The sequence below is a fragment of the Trinickia sp. genome (assembly GCF_051953955.1).
Classification (GTDB): Bacteria; Pseudomonadota; Gammaproteobacteria; order Burkholderiales; family Burkholderiaceae; genus Trinickia.
In genome coordinates, this window is record NZ_JBQCIF010000057.1 from 106,748 (window position 1) to 132,478 (window position 25,731).

The window sequence follows — 25,731 nt, forward strand, 5'->3', positions numbered from 1 at the left end:
CTCTGAGCGGTTCCGCTCAAACCTCTCCTCCCATATTTCTTTTCGTCGCACCTTCCCCGGCGGGATTTCCGTATGCATTTATCCGAGCTTAAGTCTCAGCACGTGTCTCAATTGATCGAGATGGCGAATGGCCTCGAGATCGAGAGCGCGAACCGTTTGCGCAAGCAAGAGTTGATGTTCGCCATCCTGAAACGCCGCGCCAAAACCGGCGAGACCATTTTTGGCGACGGCACGCTCGAAGTGCTGCCAGACGGCTTCGGCTTCCTGCGTTCGCCCGAAATGTCGTATCTGGCGAGCACGGACGACATCTACATCAGCCCCTCGCAGATCCGGCGCTTCAACCTGCATACGGGCGACACGATCGAAGGCGAAGTGCGCACGCCGAAGGACGGCGAACGCTACTTCGCGCTCGTGAAGGTCGACAAGGTCAACGGACAGCCGCCCGAGGCCTCGAAACATAAGATCATGTTCGAGAACCTCACGCCGCTGCATCCGAACAAGCCTTTGCTGCTCGAGCGCGAAATGCGCGGCGAGGAAAACGTCACGGGCCGCATCATCGACATGATCGCTCCGATCGGCAAGGGCCAGCGCGGCCTGCTCGTCGCTTCGCCGAAGTCGGGCAAGACGGTCATGCTCCAGCACATCGCGCACGCGATCAAGCAGAACCATCCCGACGTCGTGCTGTTCGTGCTGCTCATCGACGAGCGTCCCGAGGAAGTGACCGAAATGCAGCGCTCGGTGGCCGGCGAAGTGATCGCCTCCACGTTCGACGAGCCCGCCACGCGTCACGTCCAAGTGGCCGAGATGGTCATCGAAAAAGCGAAGCGGCTCGTCGAAATGAAGCAGGACGTCGTCATTCTGCTCGATTCGATCACGCGTCTCGCACGCGCCTACAACACCGTCATCCCGGCTTCGGGCAAGGTGCTCACGGGTGGTGTCGATGCCAACGCGCTGCAACGCCCGAAGCGCTTCTTCGGCGCCGCGCGCAACATCGAGGAAGGCGGCTCGCTGACGATCATCGGCACGGCGCTCATCGAAACGGGCAGCCGCATGGACGACGTGATCTACGAAGAGTTCAAGGGCACGGGCAATATGGAAGTGCACCTCGAGCGGCGCCTCGCGGAAAAGCGCGTCTACCCCTCGATCAACTTGAACAAGTCGGGCACGCGCCGCGAAGAACTGCTGATCAAGCCCGAGATTCTGCAAAAGATCTGGGTGCTGCGTAAATTCATCCACGACATGGATGAAGTAGAAGCGATGGAGTTCTTGCTCGACAAGATCCGCCAAACGAAGAGCAACTCCGAATTCTTCGACTTGATGCGCCGAGGCGGCTAAGGCATCGCGCCGCCGTCGTCCTCCGCACCTGCCGCATGTGCCGCATGTGCGATAGACGGCAACGGCGGCACACGCAACGGTCCCTGCCCCCATGCTCGCCAAGCTCACGCACTGGTTCGGCTCGCGCCGCCGCGAACGCGCGCTGCGCGAACATGCGATCGACGATGCGCTGTGGCAAGCCACGCTCGAGGGCCTGCCGTTCCTCGGCTACCTCGATGCAGCCGATCTCGTGAGGCTGCGCGAGATGACGAGCCTCTTCATCGCTCGGAAGCAATTCTCGACGGCGCACGAACTCGCATTGACCGATAGCATGATCGTCGGCATCGCCGTCCAGGCGTGTCTGCCCGTGCTGAACCTGAGCCTCGATTTGTATCGAGGATGGGTCGGGATCACCATCTACCCGGGCGAGTTCGTGATCCGCAAGACGGTGGAGGACGAAGACGGCGTCGTCCACGAAGTCGAGCACGACGCCAGCGGCGAAGCCTGGGAAGGCGGCCCTGTCATCTTGTCGTGGGAAGACGCGCAGCTGACCGATGGGCCAGACGCCTACAACGTCGTCATTCATGAGTTCGCGCACAAGATCGACATGCTGACGGGCGAAACGGACGGCCATCCCCCGCTCTTTCGGCGCTGGCATGCGCCGCTCGATGCGCAAGCCTGGGCCGGCGTCTTCGATTCAGCCTACGACCGCTTTTGCGCGCGCGTGGATGCGGTGCCGCGCCGCCGCTGGGGGCGCTTCGAGCGCGAATCGCTGATCGACCCTTACGCCGCGGATCATCCGTCCGAGTTCTTCGCCGTTTGCAGCGAGGCCCTGTTCGTGCAGCCGCAGGCATTCGAAGCGGAGTATCCCGAGTTGTACCGTCTGCTCGCCCGCTACTACCGGCAAGACCCCGCACGCAAGGGTGTTCTCGCTGGCCCGCGCCAGTGAACCGCGCGCTGACGCGAAATTCCGCCCGAGCGGCCGGAACATGCCTACCTCGTGTGCGAATTATTCGTCAACCGCCTGATTTTCTGGCATAATCGCCGTTTTTCGACCTTAGGCAAGTGGCTCGCGCCTTCGGCATGCCGCACGTTCGCTCCGGTTGCTCCGGTGGGGGCGCGAGGCCATGCAGCGTGGGTTGGCTACCGCCAGACCAAAGGAAATACCATGAAAGAAGGCATTCACCCCGATTACCGCGAAGTCGTTTTCCACGATCTGTCGAACGGCTTCATGTTCCTGACGCGCTCGACGATTCAAACGCGCGAAACGGTCGAGTACAACGGCAAGAGCTACCCGCTCGCCAAGATCGAAGTTTCGTCCGAATCGCACCCGTTCTACACGGGCCAGCAAAAGATCATGGATACGGCAGGCCGCGTCGAGAAGTTCAACAAGAAGTTCGGTGCACGCGCCGCCGGCAAGGCAGCGAAGTAATCACGCGCCAAACCATGCGCCCGGCCCTCACGCCGGTCCGAACAGAAGGGCAGCGGCAGGCTGCCCTTTTTTACGAAATGGGCAGCCCGGCGCTGCCCATTTTCATTGGGGCGCAAGCTACGACATTCGCTACATCTCGTGGCAGGCCGGCCCCGGCGCGACTACAATGCCGCATCCCGCGCGCCAAGGCGCCCTCGCTGACAAGCATGACAACCACAGATCGAGACCCGCAGCCTGCATGAGACCCGTCGTTCGCCTCACCGCTTCCGCCACGCGCGCGCTTCCGCGCTGGCTGTTGCTCACGCTTTGCATCGTCTACGCCGCATTTGGCCTGTTCGGCCGCGATCCGTGGAAGAACGAGGATGCCGCGGGCTTCGGCGTCATGTGGACCATGGCGGGCGGCAACGCGCACGATTGGCTGCTACCCAACCTGGTCGGCAAGTTCATCACGGACGACGGGCCCTTCGGCTATTGGCTCGGCGCGATCTCGATCCGGGCGCTCGCGCCATGGGTCGATGCGGCCGACGCCTCGCGGCTCGCTACCGGCTTGCTGTTTTGCGCGACGTGCGCGTTCGTCTGGTATGCGGCCTATCTCCTCGGCCGTCGCGCCGAAGTTCAGCCGTTCAAGTATGCGTTCGGGGGCGAGCCCGAGCCGCGCGACTTCGGGCGCATGCTGGCCGATGGCGCGCTGCTGATTCTCGTCGCCTGCTTCGGCCTCGCGGAGCGCGGACATGAAACCACGCCACAGCTGTCGCAATTGATGAGCATCTCGATGCTCGCATATGGGCTCGTCCGCTCTGCCGACAAGCCCTTGCAGGGCACGCTTTGGTGGGCGCTCGCACTGGGCTTGCTCGCTTTGTCCGGCAACCCCCTGCTCGTGACGGTCCTGCTCGCGAGCACGCTCACGATGGTCATCGTCGTCCCGGAATTGCGATCGCTTTGGCTCCCGCTCGCCGGGGTCCCGCTCGCGCTGGCGCTGTCGCTCGCCTGGCCGCTCATCGTCCTGCATGCCTATCCCGACGATGCGCATTGGTTCATCGAGCAATGGATCAACGGCAGCATCAATCGCTTCACGGCACCGTCGGGGCATGTCTGGCTCTATGCGCTCAAAAACCTGCCGCTGTTCACGTGGCCTGCGTGGCCGCTGGCACTATGGGCCTGGGCCAGTTGGGGCGGGATGCGCCGCAAGCCGCACATCGCGATTCCCGTTTCCGTCGCGCTCCCTCTGCTGTTGCTCGCGGTGCTGCAAAGCCATAACACGAACCGGCTCTACATGCTGCTGCTGCCGCCGCTCGCAACGCTCGCCGCGTTTGCGCTGCCGACGCTCAAACGCGGCGCGATCAACGCGATCGACTGGTTCGCGGTGTTGAGCTTCTCGATACTCGGCATCTTCGTCTGGCTCGTCTGGCTCGCATCGGAGACCGGCATCCCCCATCAGCTTGCGCACAATCTCGCGCGACTCGTGCCGGGGTTCGTGCCGCATTTCTCGATTTTGTCGTTCGTCTGTGCGGTTGCCGCGACCGTCTGCTGGCTCGCGCTCGTCCGCTGGCGGATCGCCCGCCATCCGAAGGTGCTCTGGCGCAGCGTCGTCCTCTCGAGTGCCGGCACCACACTCATGTGGGTGCTTTTGATGACGTTGTGGCTGCCCATGGTCAACTACAGCCGCACCTATCGCGACGTCGCGATGCAGATCGCCGAGCACTTGCCGAACGACTACACTTGCATCTCGCCGGTCAGGCTCGGCGACGCGCAACTCGCTTCGTTTGCCTATTTCGCCGATATGCAGTTCTCGTTCAACCAGGACTGCGACGTGCTGCTGCGACAAGACAGTGCCGATTTCAGCGCGCCGAGCCCGATGCTCAACTACGCTTGGAAGCTCGTCTGGGAAGGCCGGCGCGCCGCGGACCGCGACGAACGCTTCCGGCTCTATGTTCGCGTCGATCGGCCGCAGCCGAAGGTGGAACCGCATCGCCGTCTCGTTCGCAAACGCCACTCCTAGCACACCTCGAGCTCATGTTCGCCGACATCCGCAGAATCGCCGGCCTCGCGTGGCCGGTGCTGATCGGACAGTTGGCCATCATCGCTTTCGGCGTGATGGACACTGTCATGGTCGGCCGTTATTCGGCGGTCGATCTGGCCGCGCTCGGGCTCGGGTCGTCGGTCTACGTCTCGATGTTCGTCGGCCTCACCGGTGTCGTGCTGGCCTTGCAGCCGATCAGCGGACAGCTCTTCGGCGCGCGGCGTTATACGGAAATCGGCGAGGAAGTCCGCCAAGGGCTATGGCTGTCCGTGGGTCTGGCGGCGCTCGGCTTCGTCGTGATGTACTTTCCCGAGCCGCTTCTCGCCATCTCGCACGTACCGCCCGCCTTGCACGAGCGCACCGAAGCGTATTTGCGCATCGCTGCGTTCGGCTTGCCGGCGAGCCTCGCCTTTCGCGTCTACACGGCGCTCGCGAACGGTGTCGGCAAGCCGCGCCTCGTCATGATCCTGCAGGTGGGCGCGCTGCTGATCAAGATCCCGCTCAACTTGTGGTTCATCTTCGGCGGGCTCGGCGTCCCGGCACTCGGCGGCCCCGGGTGTGCGCTGGCCAGCACCGTCATCAACGGCGCGCTCGCCGTGATCGGGATGGGCCTTTTGGCCAAGCTCGAATTCTTTGCCCCGTTCGAGATTTTCAAGCACTTTTGCTGGCCGGAGCGGCGGCGTCAGTTCGCCCTTCTCAAGCTCGGGGTCCCGATGGGCCTCTCGTTTCTGATCGAGGTCACGTCGTACACGTTCATGGCGCTGTTCATCGCGCGCTTCGGCACGACGACGCTGGCGGGACATCAGATTACCGGCAACTTCGGCGCCGTGCTCTATATGACGCCGATGTCGATCGGCGTCGCCACCTCGACGCTCGTCGCGCAGGCGCTGGGCGCACATCGTCATGACGCTGCTCGGACGCTGGCGCGGCACGGCATCGTGATGGCGTGCACGATCGGCCTCGGCTATGCGGCCACCGCGTTCATCCTGCGGCCGCAGATTCTCGCGGGCTATACGACGAACGCCGCGGTCATCGCCGCTGCGATGCCGCTGCTGCCGATCATGCTCGTCTATCACATCTTCGATACGTTCCAGACCGTGACGGCTTTCGTGTTGCGGGCCTATAAGGTTGCCGTGGTGCCCACCGTCATCTATGCCGTGGCATTGTGGGGCGTGGGGCTAGGAGGCGGCTATGTGCTCGGCTTCGACGTGGGCGGGGCCATCCCGGCGTGGCTTACGGGCGCCCGCGGCTTTTGGGCAGCGAGCGCCGCGAGCTTGGCCGTCGCCGGCAGCGGACTGTTCCTCCATTGGCGCGCCATCAGCCAACGGCACGCGCTCGAGGAGCCGGCTGCGCCTTGACGCGGCCTCTCGAATCGGCCGCGCTCACTGCCCTCGCCCGCTGCCGGCTCGCCCCTCACGCCGCAGCGTGGGCCTCGAACACCTCGCGAGCGGCGAACAAGGCGTTGAGCGCCGCGGGGAAACCAGCGTAGAGCGCCATCTGCATGAAGACCTCGACGATCTCCTCGCGCGTGCATCCGACGTTCAGCGCGCCTTCGATATGGACCTTCAGTTGCGGCTGCGCATTGCCGAGCGCGGCCAATGCCGCGATCGTCGCGATCTCGCGCGACTTCAGATCGAGCCCCGGCCGGCTGTAGATGTCGCCGAACCCGAATTCGACGAGCAGCCGCGAGAAATCCGGCGCGATCGAGGCCAGCGATGCGACGACGCGCTCGCCGATTTCCCCGTCGACCTCCTTCAGCTTTGCCCATCCACGGGTGTAGCGGTCGTTGTTTGCGTGCGTTTCGATTGCCATGGTCGCTCCGTTGACGATTGAGGTTGCTTGTCGTTCGTCATGTCGCGCACCATCGCATCGTAGTCGCGAATCTTCTGCTCGATCGCCGCCAGGTTCGCCTGCCACTGCAGCAGCTCGGCCTGCACGGCCTCGCGATGCTCGATGAGCAGCGCCCGCCGCTCGGCCGCCGTCTCGATGCCCCGTGCACGCAGCGCGGCGATCGCCTGCATGCGGGCGATCGGCATGCCCGTCGCTTTGAGCCGCATCACGAACCGCAACCATTCGATATCGGCCGGCGAGTAGAGCCGGTGTCCCGCGCCCGAGCGCGATACGGCCCGAATCAGCCCGGCTTGCTCGTAGTAGCGCAGCGTGTGCGTCGAAACGCCGAGTGCTTGTGCCATCCGACCGATCGTGAGTGCTTCCGACATGACGACCTCAACGTTAAGACTTCGAGCGCACTCGAAGTCAAGCGCCTGCGCGCGAGATTGCTGCAAAAAACGGCCGAGCACCTAAGCGCTCGGCCGTTTCGGACCAACGCGGACCGGGCATCGGCCGCACACGCGGCGTCAATGCACCACGCGCTCGAACACGAGCTTGCCGTCCTCCACTTCGACGGGAATGACATCCTTCGGACCGAACCGCCCCGCGAGAATCAGCTTGGCGACCGGGTTCTCGATCTCCTGCTGGATCGCCCGCTTCAGCGGCCGCGCGCCGAACAGCGGATCGTAGCCGGCCTTGGCCACTTGCTCGAGTGCGGCGTCCGATACCACGAGCTGCATGTCGAGCTTCGCGAGCCGTTCGTGTAGGCGCTCGAGTTGGATCTTGGCGATCGACTCGATATTGCTGCGATCGAGCGCATGGAACACGACGACTTCGTCGATCCGATTCAAGAACTCGGGGCGGAAATGCTGCTTCACCTCGGTCCAGACCGCATCGCGCACGGCTTCCTGCGGCTCGCCGGTCATCGCTTGGATCATTTGCGAGCCGAGGTTCGACGTCATCACGATGACCGTGTTCTTGAAGTCGACCGTGCGTCCCTGACCATCGGTCATGCGCCCGTCGTCGAGCACCTGCAGCAGCACGTTGAAGACGTCAGGGTGCGCCTTTTCGATCTCGTCGAGCAGGATGACGCTGTACGGCTTGCGGCGGACTGCTTCCGTCAAATACCCGCCTTCCTCGTAGCCGATATAGCCCGGCGGCGCGCCGATCAGCCGCGCGACGCTATGCTTTTCCATGAATTCGCTCATGTCGATCCGGATCAGATGCTCCTCCGAATCGAACAGGAACGAGGCCAGCGCCTTGCACAGCTCGGTCTTGCCGACGCCCGTCGGACCTAGGAACAAGAAAGAACCGTAGGGCCGATTCGGATCGGCCAGGCCCGCACGCGAACGGCGAATGGCGTCCGCCACGGCGCTGATCGCTTCGTCCTGTCCCACGACGCGTTCGTGCAGCTTCGACTCGATCTGCAATAGCTTTTCGCGCTCGCCCTGCATCATCCGAGAGACGGGAATGCCCGTTGCGCGCGAAACCACTTCGGCGATTTCCTCGGCTCCCACCTGCGTGCGCAGCAGCCGCCGATGGGTCGGGCTGTGCTGCTCCTTCGCTTCGGCCTGCGTCACTTGCCTCAAGCGCGCCTCGAGCTCGGGCAGCTTCCCGTACTGCAGCTCGGCCACTTTCTCGAGCTTGCCTTCGCGCTGCAAGCGCGCGATTTCGGCGCGAGTCTTTTCGATCTCTTCCTTCAGCTGAGCGCTACCTTGCACGGCCGCTTTCTCGGCGGTCCAGATCTCTTCGAGATCCGAATACTCGCGGTTCAGCCGCTCGATTTCCTCTTCGATCAGCTGCAGCCGCTTTTGCGATGCTTCGTCCTTCTCCTTCTTCACGGCTTCGCGCTCGATCTTCAACTGAATCAGGCGGCGATCGAGCCGGTCCATTTCCTCGGGCTTCGAATCGATCTCCATCTTGATCTTCGAAGCGGCTTCGTCGATCAAGTCGATGGCCTTGTCCGGCAGAAAACGATCGGTGATGTAGCGATGCGAAAGCTCGGCCGCGGCGACGATGGCCGGATCGGTGATCTCCACCCCGTGGTGCAGTTCGTATTTTTCCTGCAGACCTCGCAAGATCGCGATCGATGCTTCGACCGACGGCTCGTCGACGAGCACCTTCTGGAAACGCCGTTCGAGTGCCGCGTCCTTTTCGATGTACTTGCGGTATTCGTCGAGCGTCGTGGCGCCGATGCAGTGCAACTCCCCGCGCGCGAGCGCAGGCTTGAGCATGTTGCCCGCATCGATTGCCCCTTCGGCCTTGCCCGCGCCCACCATCGTGTGGATTTCGTCGATGAAGACGATCGTCTGGCCTTCGTCCTTCGCGATGTCGTGCAGCACCGCCTTGAGCCGCTCCTCGAATTCGCCACGGTATTTCGCGCCGGCGAGCAGCCCGGCCATGTCGAGCGACAGGACACGCTTGCTCTTGAGCGACTCGGGCACTTCGCCATTGACGATGCGCTGCGCGAGCCCTTCGACGATCGCGGTCTTGCCGACGCCCGGCTCACCGATCAGCACGGGATTGTTCTTCGTCCGGCGCTGCAGGATCTGTATCGCTCGGCGAATTTCGTCGTCGCGGCCGATGACGGGGTCGAGCTTGCCCGCCCGCGCGCGCTCGGTCAGATCGATCGTGTACTTCTTGAGGGCCTCGCGCTGACTTTCGGCATCGGCGCTATGGACCTGCGCGCCGCCGCGCACGGCGGCGATCGCCGATTCGAGCGCCTTGCGTGCGAGCCCGTACTGCCGTGCGAGGCGCCCCGCCTCGCCTTTGTCGTCCGCGACGGCCAGCAAGAACATTTCGCTGGCGATGAACGTGTCGTTCAGTTGCTGCGCCTCTTTGTCGGCCTGATTGAGCAAACCGTTCAGTTCGCGGCTGATCTGCACGTTGCCGTCGGTGCCTTGCACTTGCGGCAACCGCGAAATCGCTTCGCTAAGCGCCGTTTGCAGCGCTTGCACGTGCACGCCGGCGCGCGACAGCAGCGAGCGCGCCGAGCCGTCTTGCTGCGCGACGAGCGCCGCCAGAACATGCACGGGTTCGATGTACTGCTGACCGCGGCCGATCGCGAGGCTCTGGGCATCGGCGAGCGCTTCTTGGAATTTGGTGGTGAGCTTGTCGATTCTCATGAAGAGACCTCCAATTTTTGACTATCACCAAAATGAGGTGCTCTCGGCTCGTTTCAAGCAGATTTTTTGTGCTGCCGGGCGCTCGCGCTCGAGGCTTCACACTGTCCGCGCCGTTTCCGCGGCCCGGTACTAGCTCGCCGCGATCGGTACCACCGGCCGGGCGAGCGTGGTGGCGACGGTGGAAAGGCCGAGCAGGTCGGCCAGCGGCGCCCCTGGGGTCGCGAGCTCGCCTAGCGTGTATCGATCGAGTTCCGCAAAGAACGCGCCGCGAGCCGCTTCGAAGACATGCTTCAACCGGCACTGCGGCTCGATGACGCAGTGCCGCGGCTCCGAACCCTCCCGCGGGAAGCAACCGACGAGCGCGAAATCGCTCTCCGTGCCGCGCACGACCTCGCCGATCGTCAGGTTCAGCGAACGCGCATGGAGCCGCAAGCCGCCGTTTCGCCCTCGGACCGTCTCGATCCAGCCCAGCTCGCCGAGCCGCTGCACGACCTTCATCAAGTGGTTCTTCGAAATGCCGTATGCTGCCGAGATGTCCTGAATCGTCGTGAGGCCCTCCTCACGCACGGCCAGGAACAGCAAGACGCGCAGGGCGTAGTCGGTGTAGTCGGTGAGTCTCATCGGCGGGCAGAAGTCAAAGGCGCTCGTGGCGTTCGGCGAGACAAAACATCCGTCCAGCCGCAAAACCGTACTGCGCAAAGGGTTGTACGGACAGCGCCTCGACCATAACATGTATCAAACATACATGTATCATCAAGGTCGCGCTTCGGCGCTTCCTGATAATTTAGCTTGCTTTGGGCACGATTGGCGGCCGATTGGCGCCGACGGCACCCGCAACACGGTATTTCGATGTCGACTTCCTTGCCTTCCGGCCATTCGGCCCCGCCGCCCGCGGATGTGTCCCCCGTTCGTCATCGCGAACCGACGGAGGCGAACGTCCGCGAGCTGGTTTATGCCTTTTACGACCGCGTTCGCGCCGATTCGTTGCTCGGGCCCGTGTTCGACGCGGTGCTCGAAGGCCGGTGGGACGAGCATTTGCCCAAAATGTGCCTATTTTGGGGCAGCCTCGTGCTCGGCGACAAGCGCTACCGAGGCAACGTGCAGCAAGCGCATCAACCGCTCGAAGGACTCGAGCCGCGTCATTTCAGCCGCTGGCTCCATCTGTTCCTCGATACCGTCTGCGATCGCTATGAGCCGGCTGCGGCCGTGCGCTTCATGGAACCCGCGCTGCGCATCGCGCAAAGCCTGCAATTGAGCCGATTCGGCTGGGACTACGCGGTCCCGCCCGAGCAGCAGGCCCTGCTCGATCGCGTCGCGCCGAAGCGCGCGAGAGCGGATTCGCCGGGGCATGGGGCGCATGCGACGGCATCGAAGCCGCGCGAACCGTTTCCCGCGAAGATCATCGGCCGTTCGTCCGACCCGCAGGGCGAGCCGAGCCGCGACGACTGAATGCGCTTGGCGCCCGCTCGGCGCCCGCTTGGCGCCTATTCGTCCCGCATCGCATTGCCCGCGTCGATGCCCCAGCGCCGCAGCGCGGCATCGTCGGAGACGCGCGCATCGACCCAACGCGCGCCGTTCGGCGTCGTCTCTTTCTTCCAGAACGGCGCCTGCGTCTTCAAATAGTCCATGACGAACGAGCACGCATCGAATGCGTCGTGCCGATGGGCGGACGTGGCCGCCGCCAGAACGATCTGATCGCGCGGGAAGAACTTGCCGACGCGGTGCACGATCAGGAGTTCGGACCCCGGCCAGCGCCGCTTCGCTTCTTCCACGATCGCTTCGAGCGCTTTTTCGGTCATGCCCGGGTAATGCTCGAGTTCCATCGCGGCGACAGAATCGCCGTCGCTCAGATCGCGGACGGTGCCGACGAACGCGACGACGGCGCCGATTTTCGGATTCTCGGCCCGCAAGGCGGCCACCTCGGCCGACAGGTCGAAGTCTTCGGTTTGCACCCGAACGGTCATGGCAGTGCGCTCCTCGTCATGGCCCCCCCTTACCCGCCCGTGACAGGCGGAAAAAACGCCACTTCGCAGCCCTCGGTCAGCCGCGTCGTGGCATCCGTCATCGTATGGTTGCAGGCCATCCGCAACGCCCGTCCCTCGGCGAGCGCCTCGGCCCACGCGCCGCCGCGCGCACGCAGCCAAGCGCGCACGTCGCCGACCGTCGCGACGCCCTCGGGCACCTGCGCTTGCTCCGCGGCAAGGCCGACGGCCTCGCGCACGCTCGCAAAATATCTCAATTCGATCTTCATGTCGGAATGGCGCCTCGGGCCGCTATCGCTCGCCGTCAGCCGAGCAATTCGGAGAAAGGGAGAAAACGCACCGTCTCACCGGCGCTGATTGCGTGATTGGGGGGATTGTCGATCAAGCCGTCGCCCCACACCGTCGACGTCAGCACCGCGGAGCTTTGATTCGGGAACAGATCGAGACCGCCCGCGGCATTCACGCGCGCGCGCAGGAATTCGTTGCGGCGGTCGCCTTTGGCCTGCGTGAAGTCCGCGCGCAGCGAGACGGCGCGCGGCGCGACCTCGCGCACGCCCGCGAGACGCAGCAGAAATGGGCGCACGAACAGCAAGAACGTGACGAAGCTCGACACGGGATTGCCCGGCAGCCCGATGAAATGCGTTTCCCCCTGCTCCGGCCCGACGCCGCGGCCCACGGCCCCGAACGCGAGCGGCTTGCCAGGCTTCATCGCGATCTGCCACAGCGTGAGACGGCCGAGCGATTCGACGGCCGGCTTGACGTGATCCTCCTCGCCGACCGACACGCCGCCCGACGTCAAGATCAAATCGTGCTCGCGCGCCGCGGCCGCCAACGCATCGCGCGTCGCTTCCAGCCGGTCCGGCACGATGCCGAGATCGGTCACTTCACAGTTCAAGCGCGCCAACAGGCCGCGCAGCGTGAAGCGGTTCGAGTTGTAGATGCCGCCCGGCGCGAGCGGCTCGCCCGGCATCGTCAATTCGTCGCCCGTGAAGAACACGGCGACCTTGACGCGCCGCGCGACCTCGAGCCGCGCCGCGCCGATGGATGCCGCCAGCCCGAGCGCTTGGGGCGAAAGCCGTGTGCCGGCAGGCAGAATGACGGCGCCCCGGCGGATGTCGGCCCCCTGCGCGGTGATCCATTCACCGGCTTTCGGCGTATGCAGGATCGCGACGGCGTCGCCGTCCGCTTCCGCCTGCTCCTGCATGACGACGGCATCGGCGCCGGGTGGCACCGGCGCCCCCGTGAAGATGCGCGCGGCCGTGCCGGCGGCCAGCGGCGACGGCACGTGACCCGCGGGCACGCGTTGCGAAATCGGCAGGCGGCGTTCGCCGTGCAGCAGATCGGCGACACGCACCGCGTAGCCGTCCATCGCGCTGATATGCGCGGGCGGCACGTCGAGCTCGGAGACGACGTCGGCGGCGAGCACGCGCCCGAGCGCGTCCAGCGTCGCGACCGATTCGGTATCGGCAATGGGAACGGCGGCGGCGAGCAATGCGGCGAGCGCATCGGCCGTCGACAAAAGCGGCGCACGGGGCGCGGATTCAGATGGCGTGGACATCGGCAAGCGATTCTCGCTGCGAAAGCCTTCATTGTAGCGAGGCGCGGCCGAGGCGGCATACGCCGAACCGCAAGCCACCCATGCTCATGCTCATGCTCATGCTCATGCGCCTGCGGTCACGGCAGGCGCCGGACAGAGCGGGCGGCGGGCGCATGGGGCCGCCGCCCGTTGGCGCTCAAGCGCCCGTGTGCGCGGCGATGAAGGCCTTCACGCGCGCGGCATCGGCAGGCAGCACGTCGAAGCGCTGCGGCAGCGCTTCGAGGCCTTCGAACGCCGCGGGCCGCTGCGGGTCGCGGCCCAGCGCCTCGCGGATCGTCTCGCCGAATTTGATGGGCTGGGCCGTCTCGAGCACGACCATCGGCACGCCCGGGTCCAGATGCTCGCGCGCAACCTTGAGCCCGTCCGCCGTATGCGTATCGATGACCTGCCCGTAGCGGGCCTCGACGTCACGGATCGTGGCGATGCGATCGTCGTGCGTGCTGCGGCCCGAAACGAAGCCGAACTCGCGCACGCGCGCGAAATCGCCGCTTGCGGCCAGATCGAATCCGCCCTTCTCTTCGACATCGCGAAACAGCTGCAGCACGCGCGCCGGATCGCGGCCGAGCAGATCGAACACGAAGCGCTCGAAGTTCGACGCCTTCGAAATATCCATGCTCGGGCTGCTCGTATGGTAAGTCTGCGCCGCGCCGCGAACGCGATAGGCTCCCGTGCGGAAAAACTCGTCGAGCACGTCGTTCTCGTTCGTGGCGACGACGAGCTTTTCGATCGGCAAGCCCATCATGCGGGCGATGTGCCCCGCGCAGACGTTGCCGAAGTTGCCCGACGGCACCGTGAACGACGCGCGCTCGTCATTCGATCGCGTCGCCTCGAAGTAGCCCTTGAAGTAATAGACGACCTGCGCCACGACACGGGCCCAGTTGATCGAATTGACGGTGCCGATTCGATGCTGTGCCTTGAAGGCGTGATCGTTCGATACGGCCTTCACGATGTCCTGACAGTCGTCGAACACGCCTTCGACGGCCAAGTTGAAAATGTTCGGCTCTTGCAGGCTGTACATCTGCGCCGTTTGGAACGCGCTCATCTTGCGATGCGGCGACAGCATGAATACGCGAATGCCGGCCTTGCCGCGCATCGCATACTCGGCCGCGCTGCCCGTGTCGCCCGACGTGGCGCCCAGGATGTTCAGCGTCTGCCCATGCTTGGCCAGCGCGTACTCGAACAAGTTGCCGAGCAGTTGCATCGCCATGTCCTTGAAGGCGAGCGTCGGGCCGTTCGAGAGCGCGAGCAGCGAGAGCGGCGCGCCGTTCTCGACCCCCAGCCGCGTGAGCGGCGTAATGGCATTCGCGTCCTCGCCGGCGCGCACGTTGCAATAGACGTCGGCGCGATAGGTGCGGCGCGTCAGTGCATGGAGATCGGCGGCGGGGATGTCGTCGCAGAACTTGTGCAATACCTCGAATGCGAGGTCCGCATACGGCAGCGGGCGCCAGCGCGCCAATTCCTCCGCGGTCACGCGCGGATACTCGGCGGGCAAATAAAGGCCGCCGTCCTTGGCTAGCCCCGTCAGCAAGATGTCGGAGAAGGTATGGCGCTCGCCGATGCCGGCGCCGCGCGTGGAAATGTAGTTCATGGTCGGATCAGTGACTTACTTCGATTTCGATGGCGTGCTCAGCTTTGGGCTTCGATCCGCAGCTTGGTTACGTTCGAAACGACGGTGGGCAGCGCTTCGATGCGCGCAATCGCCGCGTTGACGTTCCGCTCGAGCGTATCGTGCGTGATGATGACGACGTCGGTCTCGCCGTTGTCGGCGATCTGCTCCGATTCCTTTTGCAGCAACGCATCGATCGAAATGCCGGCATCGGCCAGGATGCGCGTGATGTCGGCCAGCACGCCCGTCACGTCGGCAACGCGCAAGCGCAAGTAGTAGCCGCTCGTCACGTCGTCGATCGACAGCACCGGCGTGTCGGCCAGGCTTTGCGGCTGGAAGGCCAGATGCGGGACGCGGTGGCCAGGATCGGCCGTATGCAGCCGCGTCACGTCGACGAGATCGGCGACGACGGCCGATGCCGTCGGCTCCGCGCCGGCGCCCTTGCCGTAGTACAGCGTGGTGCCGACCGCATCGCCGTGCACTTCGACCGCGTTCATCGCGCCTTCGACGCTGGCGAGCAGGCGCTTGGCCGAGATCAGCGTCGGATGCACGCGCAGCTCGATGCCGCGCTCGGTGCGGCGCGTGATGCCGAGCAGCTTGATGCGATAGCCGAGATCCTCGGCGTATTTGATGTCGATCGAGGCGAGCTTGCTGATGCCTTCGATGTAGGCGCGGTCGAACTGCATCGGAATGCCGAACGCGATCGCGCTCATGATCGTCAGCTTGTGCGCGGCGTCGACGCCTTCGATGTCGAACGTCGGATCGGCTTCGGCGTACCCGAGCGCCTGCGCGCCCGCGAGTGCCGTCGCGAAATCGAGGCCGCGCTCGCGCATCTCCGAGAGAATGTAGTTCGTCGTGCCGTTGATGATGCCCGCGATCGACTGAATGCGGTTGGCCGTCAGCCCCTCGCGCAACGCCTTGATGATGGGAATCCCCCCCGCGACGGCGGCCTCGAACGCCACCATCACGCCCTTGGCGCGGGCTTGCGCGAAGATCTCGGTGCCGTGCACGGCGAGCAGCGCCTTGTTGGCGGTGACGACGTGCTTGCCGTTCGCGAGCGCCCGCAGCACGAATTCGCGCGCGATGCCGGTCCCGCCGATCATTTCGGCCACGATGTCGATCGCCGGATCGTCGATCACGGCTTCGAAGTCGCTGCCGACCTGCACCGTGCCGGCGCTCTCGCCGAGCGCGGCCAATGCCTTGGCCGGATTGCGCACGGCGATGCGCGCGATCTCGATTCCGCGGCCGGCGCGGCGTTTGATCTCTTCCTGATTACGGCGCAGCACCGTGAAGGTGCCACTGCCTACCGTGCCGCAGCCCAACAGGCCAACTTTGATCGGTTCCATTCAGCGTTTTCTAGTGAGGTGATTCGAAAAAAAAGGTGAGCGCCCGGGTGGTCAGGTGCCGTGACGCTTGCGATAGCCTTCGAGAAAGCGCCCGATACGGCCGATCGAGTCGGTCAGATCGTCCACGTTCGGCAAGAATACGACTCGGAAATGGTCGGGCCGCGGCCAATTGAAGCCGCTGCCTTGCACGAGCAGCACGCGCTCTTCGAGCAGCAAATCGAGGATGAATTGCTGGTCGTTCTCGATCGGATAAATCTTCGGATCGAGCCGAGGGAACATGTACAGCGCCGCTTCGGGCTTGACGCAGCTCACGCCCGGAATCGCGTTGAGCATCTCGTAGGCGACTTGCCGCTGCCGGTGAAGGCGCCCTCCCGGCCCGATCAGATCGTTGATGCTCTGATAACCGCCGAGCGCCGTTTGGATGGCGTACTGCCCGGGCACGTTCGGGCACAGCCGCATCGAGGCGAGAATGCCGAGCCCTTCGAAGTAGTCCTTCGCACGCCGCCGGTTCTCGCCGGTCAATCCGGAAACGTACATCCAGCCGGCACGGTAGCCACACGAGCGGTAGCTCTTGGACAGGCTGTTGAACGTGACGGTCAGCACGTCCTCCGAGAGCGCCCCGAGCGACGTATGCTGCCTGCCGTCATAGACGATCTTGTCGTACACCTCGTCCGCAAACACGACGAGCCCGTGCTGGCGGGCGATTTCGAGCAACTCGAGCAGGAGTTCATCCGAATAGAGTGCGCCGGTCGGGTTGTTCGGGTTGATCACGACGAGCGCGCGCGTGCGCGGCGTGATTTTGGCGCGCAGATCGTCGAGATCGGGCATCCACGCATTCGATTCATCGCACAAATAATGGACCGGCGTGCCGCCCGAGAGGCTGACCGCGGCCGTCCACAGAGGATAATCGGGCGCCGGCAGCAGAACTTCGTCGCCGTCGTTGAGCAGCCCCTGCATGGCCATCACGATGAGCTCGGACGCGCCGTTGCCGATGTAGATGTCGTCGAGTTCGACGCCGACGACGCCCTTTTGCTGCGAGTAATGCATGATCGCCTTGCGCGCCGCGAACACGCCCTTCGAATCGGAATAGCCCGACGAAGCGGACAGATTGCGGATCATGTCCTGGATGATCTCGTCCGGCGCATCGAACCCGAACGGCGCCAAATTGCCGATGTTGAGCTTGATGATGCGGTGACCTTCTTCTTCGAGGCGCTTCGCATGCTCGAGCACGGGCCCGCGAATGTCGTAGCAGACGTTGAGCAACTTGTTCGATTTGAGAATCGGTTTCACGACGGGCACAGTTCCTGGGAGAGCCGAAAGACGGGGGCGCGAGCCGAGCGCACGGTATCGAGACGCGCGAGGAGCATGGCGGCGCCCGGGCGGCGATGGGTACGCCGGTGTAGGTACGCCGGTGCAGCGGATTCGCCCGGCTGACGGCGCGCTTGTGGCGCGCGGGTGCGACTGCTGGGGGGTTCGCTCGCGCGTGTGCACGATGCCGGGCGCCGCAGGGCGGCTAAAAAGTTATAATTTAGCGGATTTCGGCCGACTTTCGCAATGCACCATTCTCAGCGGAAGCCCCTTTCGGCCTCGATGCGGTCGCGGCCGGCTCCGCCGCGCCCGACAGAACCACGGAAACGGATTTGAAATTACACCAGGACTCGAGCGGCGCGCTCAATACGGTAACCGCTTACGGCGCCCATTACGTGGACGTCAATCTCGTACGCCATGAAACGAGCATCGTGCTGCTGCCCGATGCGCCCGTCGCCGCGTGGCCCGTGTCGTCGTTCGACGCGCTCACGCCCGGGCACTTCGAGCTTTTGCTCGAGCAGTCCCCCGAACTCGTCGTCTTCGGCAGCGGCTCGCGCCTGCGTTTTCCGCATCCCCGGCTGACGGCGCAACTGTCGGCGCAGCGGATCGGCGTCGAGACGATGGACTTCATGGCCGCGTGCCGCACTTACAACATCCTGATGGCCGAGGGTCGGCGCGTTTGCGCGGCCCTGCTCATCGAGCAATGAACGCCGAAGCGGGCCGCCGCCATGCGCGGCGCACCGCCTGCTTCCATCGATAGCTCTTTTCGCCACCCTATGCCGCTTCAACGTTATTCCCGCGCCGACGGCGCCGTCCCAGCAGACCGTGCCGCGCCGTCCGGCAGCGCGGCAACGCACAGGCCCGTCGGCACGCTGGCGATCGCCCTGCTCCTAGTAGCGCTCGCCGTGGTCTGGTTCGTCCCGCTCGGCTGGCGGCACCTCGTGCCGAGCGACGAAGGCCGCTACGCCGAGATGGCCCGCGAAATGTTCGTCACCGGCGATTGGATCACGCCGCGCTACAACGGCTACAAGTACTTCGAGAAACCGCCGCTGCAAACCTGGATGAACGCGCTGACGTTCGCCTGGTTCGGCATCGGCGAATGGCAGGCTCGGCTCTATACGGCGCTGACGGGCTTTGCCGGCGTGCTCGTCGCCGGCTACACCGCGGCCCGCCTCGTCAACCCGGCGGCCGGCTTCGCCGCGGCGCTCGTGCTCGCGGCAGCGCCGTATTGGCAATTGATGGGCCACTTCAACACGCTCGACATGGGGTTGTCGTTCTGGATGGAGCTCACGCTGTGCGCGATGCTGCTCGCCCAGCGCGTCGGCATCGCCGCCGGGCAGGCGCGCCGCTGGATGTGGCTTTGCTGGGCCTCGATGGCGCTCGCCGTGCTGTCGAAGGGCCTCATCGGCATCCTGCTGCCCGGCGCGGTGCTCGTCCTCTACACGCTGATCGAGCGCGACTGGGGGTTGTGGAAGCGGCTGTACCTGCCGAGCGGCCTCGTCGTATTCTTCGCGATCGCGACGCCGTGGTTCGTGCTCGTGCAGCAGCGCAACCCCGAATTCTTCAATTTCTTCTTCATCGTTCAGCAGTTCGATCGATACTTGACCCCGGCCCAAAACCGGCCCGGTCCCGTTTACTATTTCGTTTGGGTCTTGCTCGTCGGCTTTCTGCCGTGGCTGTCGATCGCCTGGCAAAGCATCCGGCACGCCCTCGCCCAGCCGCGCCAATTGAACGGCTTCGCGCCGGGCAAGCTGCTCGTGATTTGGACCGTCTTCATCTTTCTGTTCTTCAGTGCGTCGCATTCGAAGCTCGTTTCGTACGTCCTGCCCGTCGCACCGGCGCTCGCCCTCGTCATCGGCGCGTACTTGCCGCACGTCTCCCGCGACGCCTGGCGCCGTCATCTGCTCGGTTACGCCGTCTTTCTCGTGCTCGCGGCGATCGGCGCCGTTTTCATCGCCCGCTTCGGCGATGCACGCACGCCCAATGCGCTCTATCGTGAATTCCGCGTCTGGGTATGGGCAGCGATCGGCGTCGCGCTCGTTCTCACGCTAGCCGCCTTGGCCTTGCTGCGGCGCACCGAGCGCGGCATCCTGCCGTCGGCGGTGGCCTTCGGCGCCGCTTGGATCATGCTCTGCACGATCGGCGGCACCGGACACGACGTCTTCGGCCGTCAAAGCTCGGGGGCGCTGCTCGCGCCGGCAGTCAAGGCCGAGCTCGCGCGGTTGCCGGCCGATACGCCGTTCTATGCGGTGGACGCGCTCGACCATACGCTGCCGTTCTACGTCGGCCATACGACGATCATCGTCGCCAGCCCCGACGAGCTCGGGTTCGGCGTGGCGCAAGAGCCCTCCAAGTGGGTGCCGACCATCCCCGAATGGATCACGCGCTGGAAAGCCGATCGCCAGGCGCTCGCCGTGATGCGTCCGGACCTGTACGAGCAGCTCGCCGCCCAGCACGTTCCGATGCGCGTGATCGCGCGCGACGCGCGGCGCGTCGTCGTCGAAAAGCCCTGAAAAAGCCCTGAACGCAACGCAACCGAAGCTCGCACAGTTCCCTCTTACGATCGATGAATCCGATTTCTCTCTTTTGCATCCTATCGGGCGTCGCGCTCAACGCCTGCGCGCAGTTGCTGCTCAAGGCCGGCGTCAATGCCGTTGGACACTTCGAATTCACCCGTGCGAACATCTTGCCGATCGGGCTGAAGCTGGCCATGCAGCTCCCGATCATCGGCGGTCTCGCTTGTTACGTCGTCAGCGTCGCTGTCTGGATCGTCGGGCTGTCGCGCGTCGACGTGTCGATCGCTTATCCGATGCTGTCGCTCGGCTACGTGGTCAACGCACTCGCGGCTTGGTATCTGTTCGGTGAAGTGCTGAGCCTGCAGCGGCTCGTCGGCATCGGCATCATCTTGATCGGCGTGCTCGTGCTGGCCCGCAGCTAGGCGGAAGGAAACGGACCGATCGCCGAGCTACACGGCACATCGAACCGCATGCACGCCCCGGCGCCGCGCGCGGAAATAAGCGCAACAATTGAATTGAATAGTCGAAACGGAAAACTCGAGCGAAGCCCATGACACAAGACACCCTTCCTTTCCTGCCATTCGTGCGGCCAGAGATCGACGAGGAAACGATCGCCGGCGTCGCCGACGTGCTGCGCTCGGGCTGGATCACGACGGGGCCGCAGAATCAGGCATTCGAAGCGCAGCTTTCGGCATTTTGCGGCGGCCGCCCCGTGCGCACGTTCAACTCGGGCACGGCGACGCTCGAGATCGGCTTGCGCATCGCGGGCGTGGGGCCCGGGGATGAAGTCATCACCACCCCGGCGTCGTGGGTCGCGACGGCCAACGTCATTCTCGAAGTCGGGGCGACGCCCGTTTTCGTCGACATCGATCCGGCCACGCGCAACATCGACCTGAATCTGCTCGAAAAGGCGATCACGCCGCGCACGAAGGCGATCATCCCCGTCTATCTCGCCGGCCTGCCCGTCGACATGGACCGGCTCTACGACATCGCGCGAGCCTATCGGCTGCGTGTGATCGAAGATGCCGCGCAGGCGTTGGGCTCGACCTGGCGCGGCGAGCGCATCGGCAAGCTAGGCGACATCGTCTCGTTCAGCTTCCATGCGAACAAGAACCTGACGTCGATCGAAGGCGGCGCGCTCGTGCTCAACGATGAAGACGAAGCCGAACTGGCCCGCAAGTACCGGCTCCAAGGGATCACCCGCAAGGGCTACGACGGCATGGACTGCGACGTGCTCGGCGGCAAGTACAATCTGACCGACGTAGCGGCGCGCGTGGGCCTCGGGCAGCTCGCGCACCTCGAGCGCTTCTTGCTTCAGCGCAAGAAGCTCGCGCGCGCCTACTTCGCGGGGTTGGAAGGCGGCGCGGCAGTCGCGCTCGGCGTCGGCCTGCCGACGGCCGAGTTCGAGAACGGCAACTGGCACATGTTCCAGATCACGCTGCCCCTCGAGCGCCTGGCAATCGATCGCGCGACGTTCATGAGCAAGCTGCAGGACGACTACCGGATCGGATCGGGCGTTCATTACCCGGCGATCCACCTGTTCTCGCTTTACCGCGCGCGCGGTTTCGCGCCCGGCATGTTCCCGCATGCCGAGCGCTTCGGCGCGACGACGGTCACGCTGCCGCTCTTCACGCTGATGACCGAACAGGACGTGGCACGCGTGTGCCGCGCCGTCAATGAGATCTGCGAACGATATGGGAAATAAGCGGACATGAGTTACACGGAACACCGCCACGCTTCGCCCGAAGTCTCGGTCGTCATCCCCGTCTACAACGAAGAGGCGGGGCTGCACGCGCTGTACGCGCGCCTCTATCCGGCGCTCGATGCGCTCGGCACGGGCTACGAAGTCATTTTCATCAACGACGGCAGCCGCGACAAATCGGCCGCGCTGCTCGCCGAGCAGTTCCGCGCGCGCCCCGACACGACGCGCGTCGTGCTGCTGAACGGCAACTACGGGCAGCACATGGCGATCCTGGCCGGCTTCGAAGCGGCGCGCGGCGAGATCGTCATCACGCTCGACGCCGACTTGCAGAACCCGCCAGAGGAGATCGGCAAGCTCGTGGCGAAAATGCGCGAGGGCTACGACTACGTCGGCTCGATCCGCATCCAGCGCCAGGACACGCTGTGGCGGCGTAAGGCTTCGCGCGCGATGAACCGCCTGCGCGAGCGCATCACGCACATCAAGATGACCGACCAAGGCTGCATGCTGCGCGCCTACAACCGGCAGATCATCGATACGATCAATCGCTGCGGCGAAGTCAACACGTTCATCCCCGCCCTCGCCTACACGTTCGCGCAAAATCCGATCGAAGTCGAGGTCGCACACGAGGAGCGCTTCGCGGGCGAATCGAAGTATTCGCTGTACAGCCTCATTCGCCTGAATTTCGACCTCGTGACGGGCTTCTCCGTCGTGCCGCTGCAATGGCTGTCGTTCATCGGCGTGATCTTGTCGATGGGCTCGGCGGCGCTGTTCCTGCTGCTCGTGATCCGGCGCTTCGTCATCGGGGCGGAAGTTCAGGGCGTCTTCACGCTGTTCGCCATCACGTTCTTCATGCTCGGCGTGATCATCTTCGCACTCGGGCTGCTCGGCGAGTACATCGGCCGCATCTACCAGCAGGTGCGCGCACGGCCTCGCTACCTCGTGCAGACGATCCTCGAAGCGCGCCCCGGCGACCTCGCCTCGCGTCCAAGCGCCGCGGCACCGGCCGTCCATGGCGGCGTCGCGGCCGTGCCCCACGCCCATTCGGAGGATCGCGACCGATGAAACCGCGCGCCGTCGTCTTCGCCTATCACAACGTCGGCGTGCGCTGCCTGCGCGTGCTGCTCGCGCGCGGCGTCGACGTCGCGCTCGTCGTCACGCACGAGGACAACCCGGCCGAACGGATTTGGTTCGGCAGCGTCGCGCAAGTGGCGGCCGAGCATGGCATCGAGACGATCACGCCGCTCGATCCGGCGAGCCCGGCACTGCGCGACGCGGTGGCAGCCGCGCGGCCCGATTTCATCTTCTCGTTCTACTACCGCCATATGCTGCCGGCTGCCGTACTCGCCCTGGCACCGCGCGGCGCGTATAACATGCATGGCTCGCTGCTGCCCAAGTACCGCGGACGCGTACCGACGAACTGGGCCGTCTTGAACGGCGAGACCGAGACGGGCGCCACGCTGCACGAAATGGCGGCCAAGCCCGATGCCGGCGCGATCGTCGCGCAAACGAGCGTCCCGATTCTGCCCGACGACACGGCGCAGGAGGTATTCGACAAGGTCACCGTCGCGGCCGAGCAAACGCTCTGGCGCGTGCTGCCGGCGCTGTTGGCCGGCGAGGCGCCGCACCTGCCGAACGACCTGGCTCGCGGCAGCTACTTCGGCGGACGCAAGCCCGAAGATGGGCGCATCGATTGGTCGCAACCGGCGCAGCAGGTCTACAACCTGATCCGCGCCGTCGCCCCGCCGTATCCGGGTGCGTTCACCGACATCGGCCCCGACCGCTTCATCGTCGCGCGCGCGTCTGGCCGGCCTCGACGCGCTCGGTTCGAAGCACGGGGGCAATGGCGGTGCGGCCTACGGCGGCCCCACCGATTTGCCCCCCGGTCTGCACGTAAGCGATAATGTGTGTTTCGGCGTATGCGGCGACGCCCGCGCCATCGTCATTTCCGAGCTGCGGCATCAGCACGACGGGCAAGAAACCGTCGTCACGCCCCAGCAGTTCGTCCAGCTCACTCATCATTCCCGTCATTCATGAATTCCGTCAAAACCGAACGTTCCGCCAAGAAGGTCCTGATTCTCGGCGTCAATGGCTTCATCGGCCATCATCTGTCCAAGCGCATTCTCGAGACGACCGACTGGGAAGTGTTCGGCATGGACATGCAGACGGACCGCCTCGGCGATCTCACGCAGCACGAGCGGATGCACTTCTTCGAAGGCGACATCACGATCAACAAGGAATGGGTCGAGTATCACGTGAAGAAGTGCGACGTGATCTTGCCGCTCGTGGCGATCGCGACGCCCGCGACCTACGTCCAGCAACCGCTGCGCGTGTTCGAGCTCGACTTCGAGGCGAACCTGCCGATCGTGCGTTCGGCCGTGAAGTACCGCAAGCATCTGGTGTTTCCGTCCACGTCGGAAGTCTACGGCATGTGTGCGGATGAAGAATTCGACCCGGAAGCGTCGGTGCTCACGTATGGCCCGATCAACAAGCCGCGCTGGATCTACGCGTGCTCGAAGCAGCTGATGGATCGCGTGATCTGGGGCTACGGCATGCAAGAAGGCCTGAATTTCACGCTGTTCCGCCCGTTCAACTGGATCGGGCCGGGCCTCGATTCGATCTACACGCCGAAGGAAGGCAGCTCGCGCGTGGTCACGCAGTTCCTCGGCCACATCGTGCGCGGCGAGAACATCAGCCTCGTCGACGGCGGCTCGCAAAAGCGTGCGTTCACCGACATCGACGACGGCATCAGCGCGCTGATGACGATCATCGACAATCCGAACGGCATTGCCTCGGGCACGATCTACAACATCGGCAATCCGAAGAACAACTTCTCGGTGCGCGAGCTCGCACACAAGATGCTCGCGCTGGCAGCCGAGTTCCCGGAATACGCCGAATCGGCCAAAGCGGTCAAGCTCGTCGAAACATCGTCAGGGGCCTACTACGGCCAGGGCTATCAGGACGTGCAAAACCGCGTGCCGAAAATCGAGAACACGATGGCCGAGCTCGCATGGGCCCCGAAGGCCACGTTCGACGACGCCCTGCGCAAGATATTCGAGGCATACCGCGGCCACGTCGCGGACGCGCGCGCGCTCGTCGAGCAACAATAATCGCGGCCGGCTCGCGCAGTTTCGAAAGGATCCCTGCCTTTGCCACGCATCATTCTAAAAATCGACGTCGACACGCTGCGCGGCACGCGTGAGGGCGTGCCTAACCTCGCGCGCATGCTCGACCGCTTCAAGGCCCGAGCGACGTTCCTGTTCAGCCTCGGCCCCGACCACACGGGGTGGGCGCTGCGGCGCGTGCTCCGGCCCGGGTTCTTGAAGAAGGTGTCGCGCACGTCGGTCGTCGAGCACTACGGCGTCAAGCAACTGATGTACGGCGTGCTGCTGCCCGGCCCCGACATCGGCCGGCGCGCCACGGCCGACATGCGCGCGATCCATGAAGCCGGCTTCGAGTGCGGCATCCATACGTGGGATCACGTCTACTGGCAGGACAACGTGCGAGCACGCGGGCGAGACTGGACGGCCGGCGAGATGCAAAAAAGCTTCGAGCGTTTCGTCGATATCTTCGGCGGCCCGCCGGCAACTCACGGCTCGGCCGGCTGGCAGATGAACGAGCACGCATTCGAGCAGATCGACGCGTGGGGCATGCGCTACGCGTCGGACGGGCGCGGCCATTCGCCGTATCGGCCCGTCGTCGGCGGCAAGACGCTCGAGCACGTGCAGTTGCCCACCACGCTGCCGACGCTCGACGAATTGATCGGCGTGGACGGCTGCGACGAATCGAACGTCGCGCAACGTCTGCTCGCGGCAACGGAGCGCAGCCCGCGCGATCAAGTCTTTACGCTGCATGCCGAGCTCGAAGGACAAAAGCTCGCGCCCATCTTCGAACAGCTGCTCGCGGGCTGGCACGCCCAGGGACATACTTTTGCGACGATGGGCGACTACCATGCC

General features: G+C 64.7%; 23 protein-coding genes and 1 pseudogene. 14 read left to right on the forward strand and 10 right to left on the reverse strand.

The window, feature by feature from the left end; all coding sequences use genetic code 11:
* The first annotated feature begins 72 nt into the window (after positions 1 to 72).
* The 5 genes from rho to ACTHNZ_RS11100 all read left to right on the forward strand — a co-directional run bounded on the left by rho (position 73) and on the right by ACTHNZ_RS11100 (position 6,124).
* Positions 73 to 1,335, forward strand: a complete 1,263-nt coding sequence (gene rho / locus ACTHNZ_RS11080; protein ID WP_440542532.1) for a transcription termination factor Rho — start codon at positions 73 to 75, stop codon at positions 1,333 to 1,335.
* 91 nt (positions 1,336 to 1,426) lie between these two features.
* Positions 1,427 to 2,263 carry a M90 family metallopeptidase gene (locus ACTHNZ_RS11085; protein WP_440542533.1) on the forward strand — a complete coding sequence of 279 codons (837 nt, stop codon included), beginning with the start codon at positions 1,427 to 1,429 and terminating at the stop codon, positions 2,261 to 2,263.
* 219 nt (positions 2,264 to 2,482) lie between these two features.
* Positions 2,483 to 2,746 carry a type B 50S ribosomal protein L31 gene (locus ACTHNZ_RS11090; RefSeq protein ID WP_440542534.1) on the forward strand — a complete coding sequence of 88 codons (264 nt, stop codon included), beginning with the start codon at positions 2,483 to 2,485 and terminating at the stop codon, positions 2,744 to 2,746.
* A 238-nt stretch (positions 2,747 to 2,984) separates the two neighbouring features.
* Positions 2,985 to 4,745, forward strand: a complete 1,761-nt coding sequence (locus tag ACTHNZ_RS11095; protein ID WP_440542535.1) for an ArnT family glycosyltransferase — start codon at positions 2,985 to 2,987, stop codon at positions 4,743 to 4,745.
* Between the two features lie 14 nt (positions 4,746 to 4,759).
* A complete protein-coding gene (locus tag ACTHNZ_RS11100; protein WP_440542536.1) occupies positions 4,760 to 6,124 on the forward strand; it encodes an MATE family efflux transporter in 1,365 nt (454 codons plus the stop codon).
* Between the two features lie 55 nt (positions 6,125 to 6,179).
* On the opposite strand, the gene ACTHNZ_RS11105 is transcribed toward ACTHNZ_RS11100, so the two are convergent.
* From ACTHNZ_RS11105 to ACTHNZ_RS11120, 4 genes are all read right to left on the reverse strand, one after another.
* Positions 6,180 to 6,572 carry a carboxymuconolactone decarboxylase family protein gene (locus tag ACTHNZ_RS11105; RefSeq protein ID WP_440542564.1) on the reverse strand — a complete coding sequence of 131 codons (393 nt, stop codon included), beginning with the start codon at positions 6,570 to 6,572 and terminating at the stop codon, positions 6,180 to 6,182.
* Positions 6,521 to 6,985 (reverse strand): MerR family transcriptional regulator, encoded by a 465-nt coding sequence (locus tag ACTHNZ_RS11110; RefSeq protein WP_440542537.1) that lies wholly within the window; start codon positions 6,983 to 6,985, stop codon positions 6,521 to 6,523. The genes ACTHNZ_RS11105 and ACTHNZ_RS11110 overlap by 52 nt, the downstream gene beginning before the upstream one ends.
* Before the next feature lie 138 nt (positions 6,986 to 7,123).
* On the reverse strand, positions 7,124 to 9,721 hold the full coding sequence (gene clpB, locus ACTHNZ_RS11115; RefSeq protein WP_440542538.1) for an ATP-dependent chaperone ClpB: 2,598 nt from the start codon (positions 9,719 to 9,721) through the stop codon (positions 7,124 to 7,126).
* Positions 9,722 to 9,850: 129 nt separating this feature from the next.
* Positions 9,851 to 10,342, reverse strand: coding sequence for an Rrf2 family transcriptional regulator (locus tag ACTHNZ_RS11120; RefSeq protein ID WP_440542539.1), 492 nt, complete (start codon positions 10,340 to 10,342; stop codon positions 9,851 to 9,853).
* Positions 10,343 to 10,570: 228 nt separating this feature from the next.
* On the opposite strand from ACTHNZ_RS11120, the gene ACTHNZ_RS11125 reads away from it, so the two are divergent.
* A complete protein-coding gene (locus ACTHNZ_RS11125) occupies positions 10,571 to 11,170 on the forward strand; it encodes a group III truncated hemoglobin (protein WP_440542540.1) in 600 nt (199 codons plus the stop codon).
* A gap of 35 nt (positions 11,171 to 11,205) precedes the next feature.
* Here ACTHNZ_RS11125 and moaE read toward each other — a convergent pair whose 3' ends face one another.
* The 6 genes from moaE to ACTHNZ_RS11155 form a co-directional block, all read right to left on the reverse strand.
* Entirely contained in the window at positions 11,206 to 11,685 is a 480-nt protein-coding gene (gene moaE / locus ACTHNZ_RS11130; RefSeq protein ID WP_440542541.1) for a molybdopterin synthase catalytic subunit MoaE, read from the reverse strand.
* Positions 11,686 to 11,714: 29 nt separating this feature from the next.
* Complete coding sequence (moaD, locus tag ACTHNZ_RS11135; RefSeq protein ID WP_440542542.1) at positions 11,715 to 11,972, reverse strand: molybdopterin converting factor subunit 1; 258 nt, start codon at positions 11,970 to 11,972, stop codon at positions 11,715 to 11,717.
* A 35-nt stretch (positions 11,973 to 12,007) separates the two neighbouring features.
* Positions 12,008 to 13,261, reverse strand: a complete 1,254-nt coding sequence (locus tag ACTHNZ_RS11140; RefSeq protein WP_440542543.1) for a molybdopterin molybdotransferase MoeA — start codon at positions 13,259 to 13,261, stop codon at positions 12,008 to 12,010.
* Between the two features lie 175 nt (positions 13,262 to 13,436).
* The gene (gene thrC, locus ACTHNZ_RS11145; protein ID WP_440542544.1) at positions 13,437 to 14,888 is read right to left on the reverse strand and encodes a threonine synthase; all 1,452 of its coding nucleotides are present in this window, start codon (positions 14,886 to 14,888) and stop codon (positions 13,437 to 13,439) included.
* A 38-nt stretch (positions 14,889 to 14,926) separates the two neighbouring features.
* Positions 14,927 to 16,252 carry a homoserine dehydrogenase gene (locus ACTHNZ_RS11150; protein WP_440542545.1) on the reverse strand — a complete coding sequence of 442 codons (1,326 nt, stop codon included), beginning with the start codon at positions 16,250 to 16,252 and terminating at the stop codon, positions 14,927 to 14,929.
* A 51-nt stretch (positions 16,253 to 16,303) separates the two neighbouring features.
* On the reverse strand, positions 16,304 to 17,551 hold the full coding sequence (locus tag ACTHNZ_RS11155; RefSeq protein WP_440542546.1) for a pyridoxal phosphate-dependent aminotransferase: 1,248 nt from the start codon (positions 17,549 to 17,551) through the stop codon (positions 16,304 to 16,306).
* Positions 17,552 to 17,892: 341 nt separating this feature from the next.
* On the opposite strand from ACTHNZ_RS11155, the gene ACTHNZ_RS11160 reads away from it, so the two are divergent.
* The 8 genes and pseudogenes from ACTHNZ_RS11160 to ACTHNZ_RS11195 all read left to right on the forward strand — a co-directional run.
* Positions 17,893 to 18,267, forward strand: coding sequence for an Mth938-like domain-containing protein (locus ACTHNZ_RS11160; RefSeq protein ID WP_440542547.1), 375 nt, complete (start codon positions 17,893 to 17,895; stop codon positions 18,265 to 18,267).
* 69 nt (positions 18,268 to 18,336) lie between these two features.
* Entirely contained in the window at positions 18,337 to 20,073 is a 1,737-nt protein-coding gene (locus tag ACTHNZ_RS11165) for a glycosyltransferase family 39 protein (RefSeq protein ID WP_440542548.1), read from the forward strand.
* Positions 20,074 to 20,126: 53 nt separating this feature from the next.
* Entirely contained in the window at positions 20,127 to 20,498 is a 372-nt protein-coding gene (locus tag ACTHNZ_RS11170) for an SMR family transporter (RefSeq protein ID WP_440542549.1), read from the forward strand.
* 128 nt (positions 20,499 to 20,626) lie between these two features.
* Positions 20,627 to 21,781 carry a DegT/DnrJ/EryC1/StrS family aminotransferase gene (locus tag ACTHNZ_RS11175; RefSeq protein ID WP_440542550.1) on the forward strand — a complete coding sequence of 385 codons (1,155 nt, stop codon included), beginning with the start codon at positions 20,627 to 20,629 and terminating at the stop codon, positions 21,779 to 21,781.
* 6 nt (positions 21,782 to 21,787) lie between these two features.
* The gene (locus ACTHNZ_RS11180) at positions 21,788 to 22,840 is read left to right on the forward strand and encodes a glycosyltransferase (protein ID WP_440542551.1); all 1,053 of its coding nucleotides are present in this window, start codon (positions 21,788 to 21,790) and stop codon (positions 22,838 to 22,840) included.
* Positions 22,837 to 23,812: pseudogene (locus tag ACTHNZ_RS11185) on the forward strand (formyltransferase). The gene ACTHNZ_RS11180 and the pseudogene ACTHNZ_RS11185 overlap by 4 nt, the downstream one beginning before the upstream one ends.
* A complete protein-coding gene (locus ACTHNZ_RS11190) occupies positions 23,809 to 24,885 on the forward strand; it encodes a bifunctional UDP-4-keto-pentose/UDP-xylose synthase (RefSeq protein WP_440542552.1) in 1,077 nt (358 codons plus the stop codon). Before ACTHNZ_RS11185 ends, ACTHNZ_RS11190 begins: the two are co-directional and overlap by 4 nt.
* A gap of 39 nt (positions 24,886 to 24,924) precedes the next feature.
* Positions 24,925 to 25,731 (forward strand): 4-deoxy-4-formamido-L-arabinose-phosphoundecaprenol deformylase (locus ACTHNZ_RS11195; RefSeq protein ID WP_440542553.1); only part of this gene is annotated, 807 nt, incomplete at its 3' end.

Bases quoted from the DNA above. Each gene is read 5' to 3' on its own strand.
- rho (WP_440542532.1), top strand. From the start codon at position 73: ATGCATTTATCCGAGCTTAAGTCTCAGCACGTGTCTCAATTGATCGAG.
- ACTHNZ_RS11085 (WP_440542533.1), top strand. From the start codon at position 1,427: ATGCTCGCCAAGCTCACGCACTGGTTCGGCTCGCGCCGCCGCGAACGC.
- thrC (WP_440542544.1), bottom strand. From the start codon at position 14,888: ATGAACTACATTTCCACGCGCGGCGCCGGCATCGGCGAGCGCCATACC.
- ACTHNZ_RS11110 (WP_440542537.1), bottom strand. From the start codon at position 6,985: ATGTCGGAAGCACTCACGATCGGTCGGATGGCACAAGCACTCGGCGTT.
- ACTHNZ_RS11170 (WP_440542549.1), top strand. From the start codon at position 20,127: ATGAATCCGATTTCTCTCTTTTGCATCCTATCGGGCGTCGCGCTCAAC.
- ACTHNZ_RS11100 (WP_440542536.1), top strand. From the start codon at position 4,760: ATGTTCGCCGACATCCGCAGAATCGCCGGCCTCGCGTGGCCGGTGCTG.
- ACTHNZ_RS11175 (WP_440542550.1), top strand. From the start codon at position 20,627: ATGACACAAGACACCCTTCCTTTCCTGCCATTCGTGCGGCCAGAGATC.
- ACTHNZ_RS11120 (WP_440542539.1), bottom strand. From the start codon at position 10,342: ATGAGACTCACCGACTACACCGACTACGCCCTGCGCGTCTTGCTGTTC.
- moaD (WP_440542542.1), bottom strand. From the start codon at position 11,972: ATGAAGATCGAATTGAGATATTTTGCGAGCGTGCGCGAGGCCGTCGGC.
- ACTHNZ_RS11125 (WP_440542540.1), top strand. From the start codon at position 10,571: ATGTCGACTTCCTTGCCTTCCGGCCATTCGGCCCCGCCGCCCGCGGAT.
- ACTHNZ_RS11190 (WP_440542552.1), top strand. From the start codon at position 23,809: ATGAATTCCGTCAAAACCGAACGTTCCGCCAAGAAGGTCCTGATTCTC.
- moaE (WP_440542541.1), bottom strand. From the start codon at position 11,685: ATGACCGTTCGGGTGCAAACCGAAGACTTCGACCTGTCGGCCGAGGTG.
- ACTHNZ_RS11095 (WP_440542535.1), top strand. From the start codon at position 2,985: ATGAGACCCGTCGTTCGCCTCACCGCTTCCGCCACGCGCGCGCTTCCG.
- ACTHNZ_RS11180 (WP_440542551.1), top strand. From the start codon at position 21,788: ATGAGTTACACGGAACACCGCCACGCTTCGCCCGAAGTCTCGGTCGTC.
- ACTHNZ_RS11150 (WP_440542545.1), bottom strand. From the start codon at position 16,252: ATGGAACCGATCAAAGTTGGCCTGTTGGGCTGCGGCACGGTAGGCAGT.
- ACTHNZ_RS11165 (WP_440542548.1), top strand. From the start codon at position 18,337: ATGCCGCTTCAACGTTATTCCCGCGCCGACGGCGCCGTCCCAGCAGAC.
- ACTHNZ_RS11090 (WP_440542534.1), top strand. From the start codon at position 2,483: ATGAAAGAAGGCATTCACCCCGATTACCGCGAAGTCGTTTTCCACGAT.
- clpB (WP_440542538.1), bottom strand. From the start codon at position 9,721: ATGAGAATCGACAAGCTCACCACCAAATTCCAAGAAGCGCTCGCCGAT.
- ACTHNZ_RS11140 (WP_440542543.1), bottom strand. From the start codon at position 13,261: ATGTCCACGCCATCTGAATCCGCGCCCCGTGCGCCGCTTTTGTCGACG.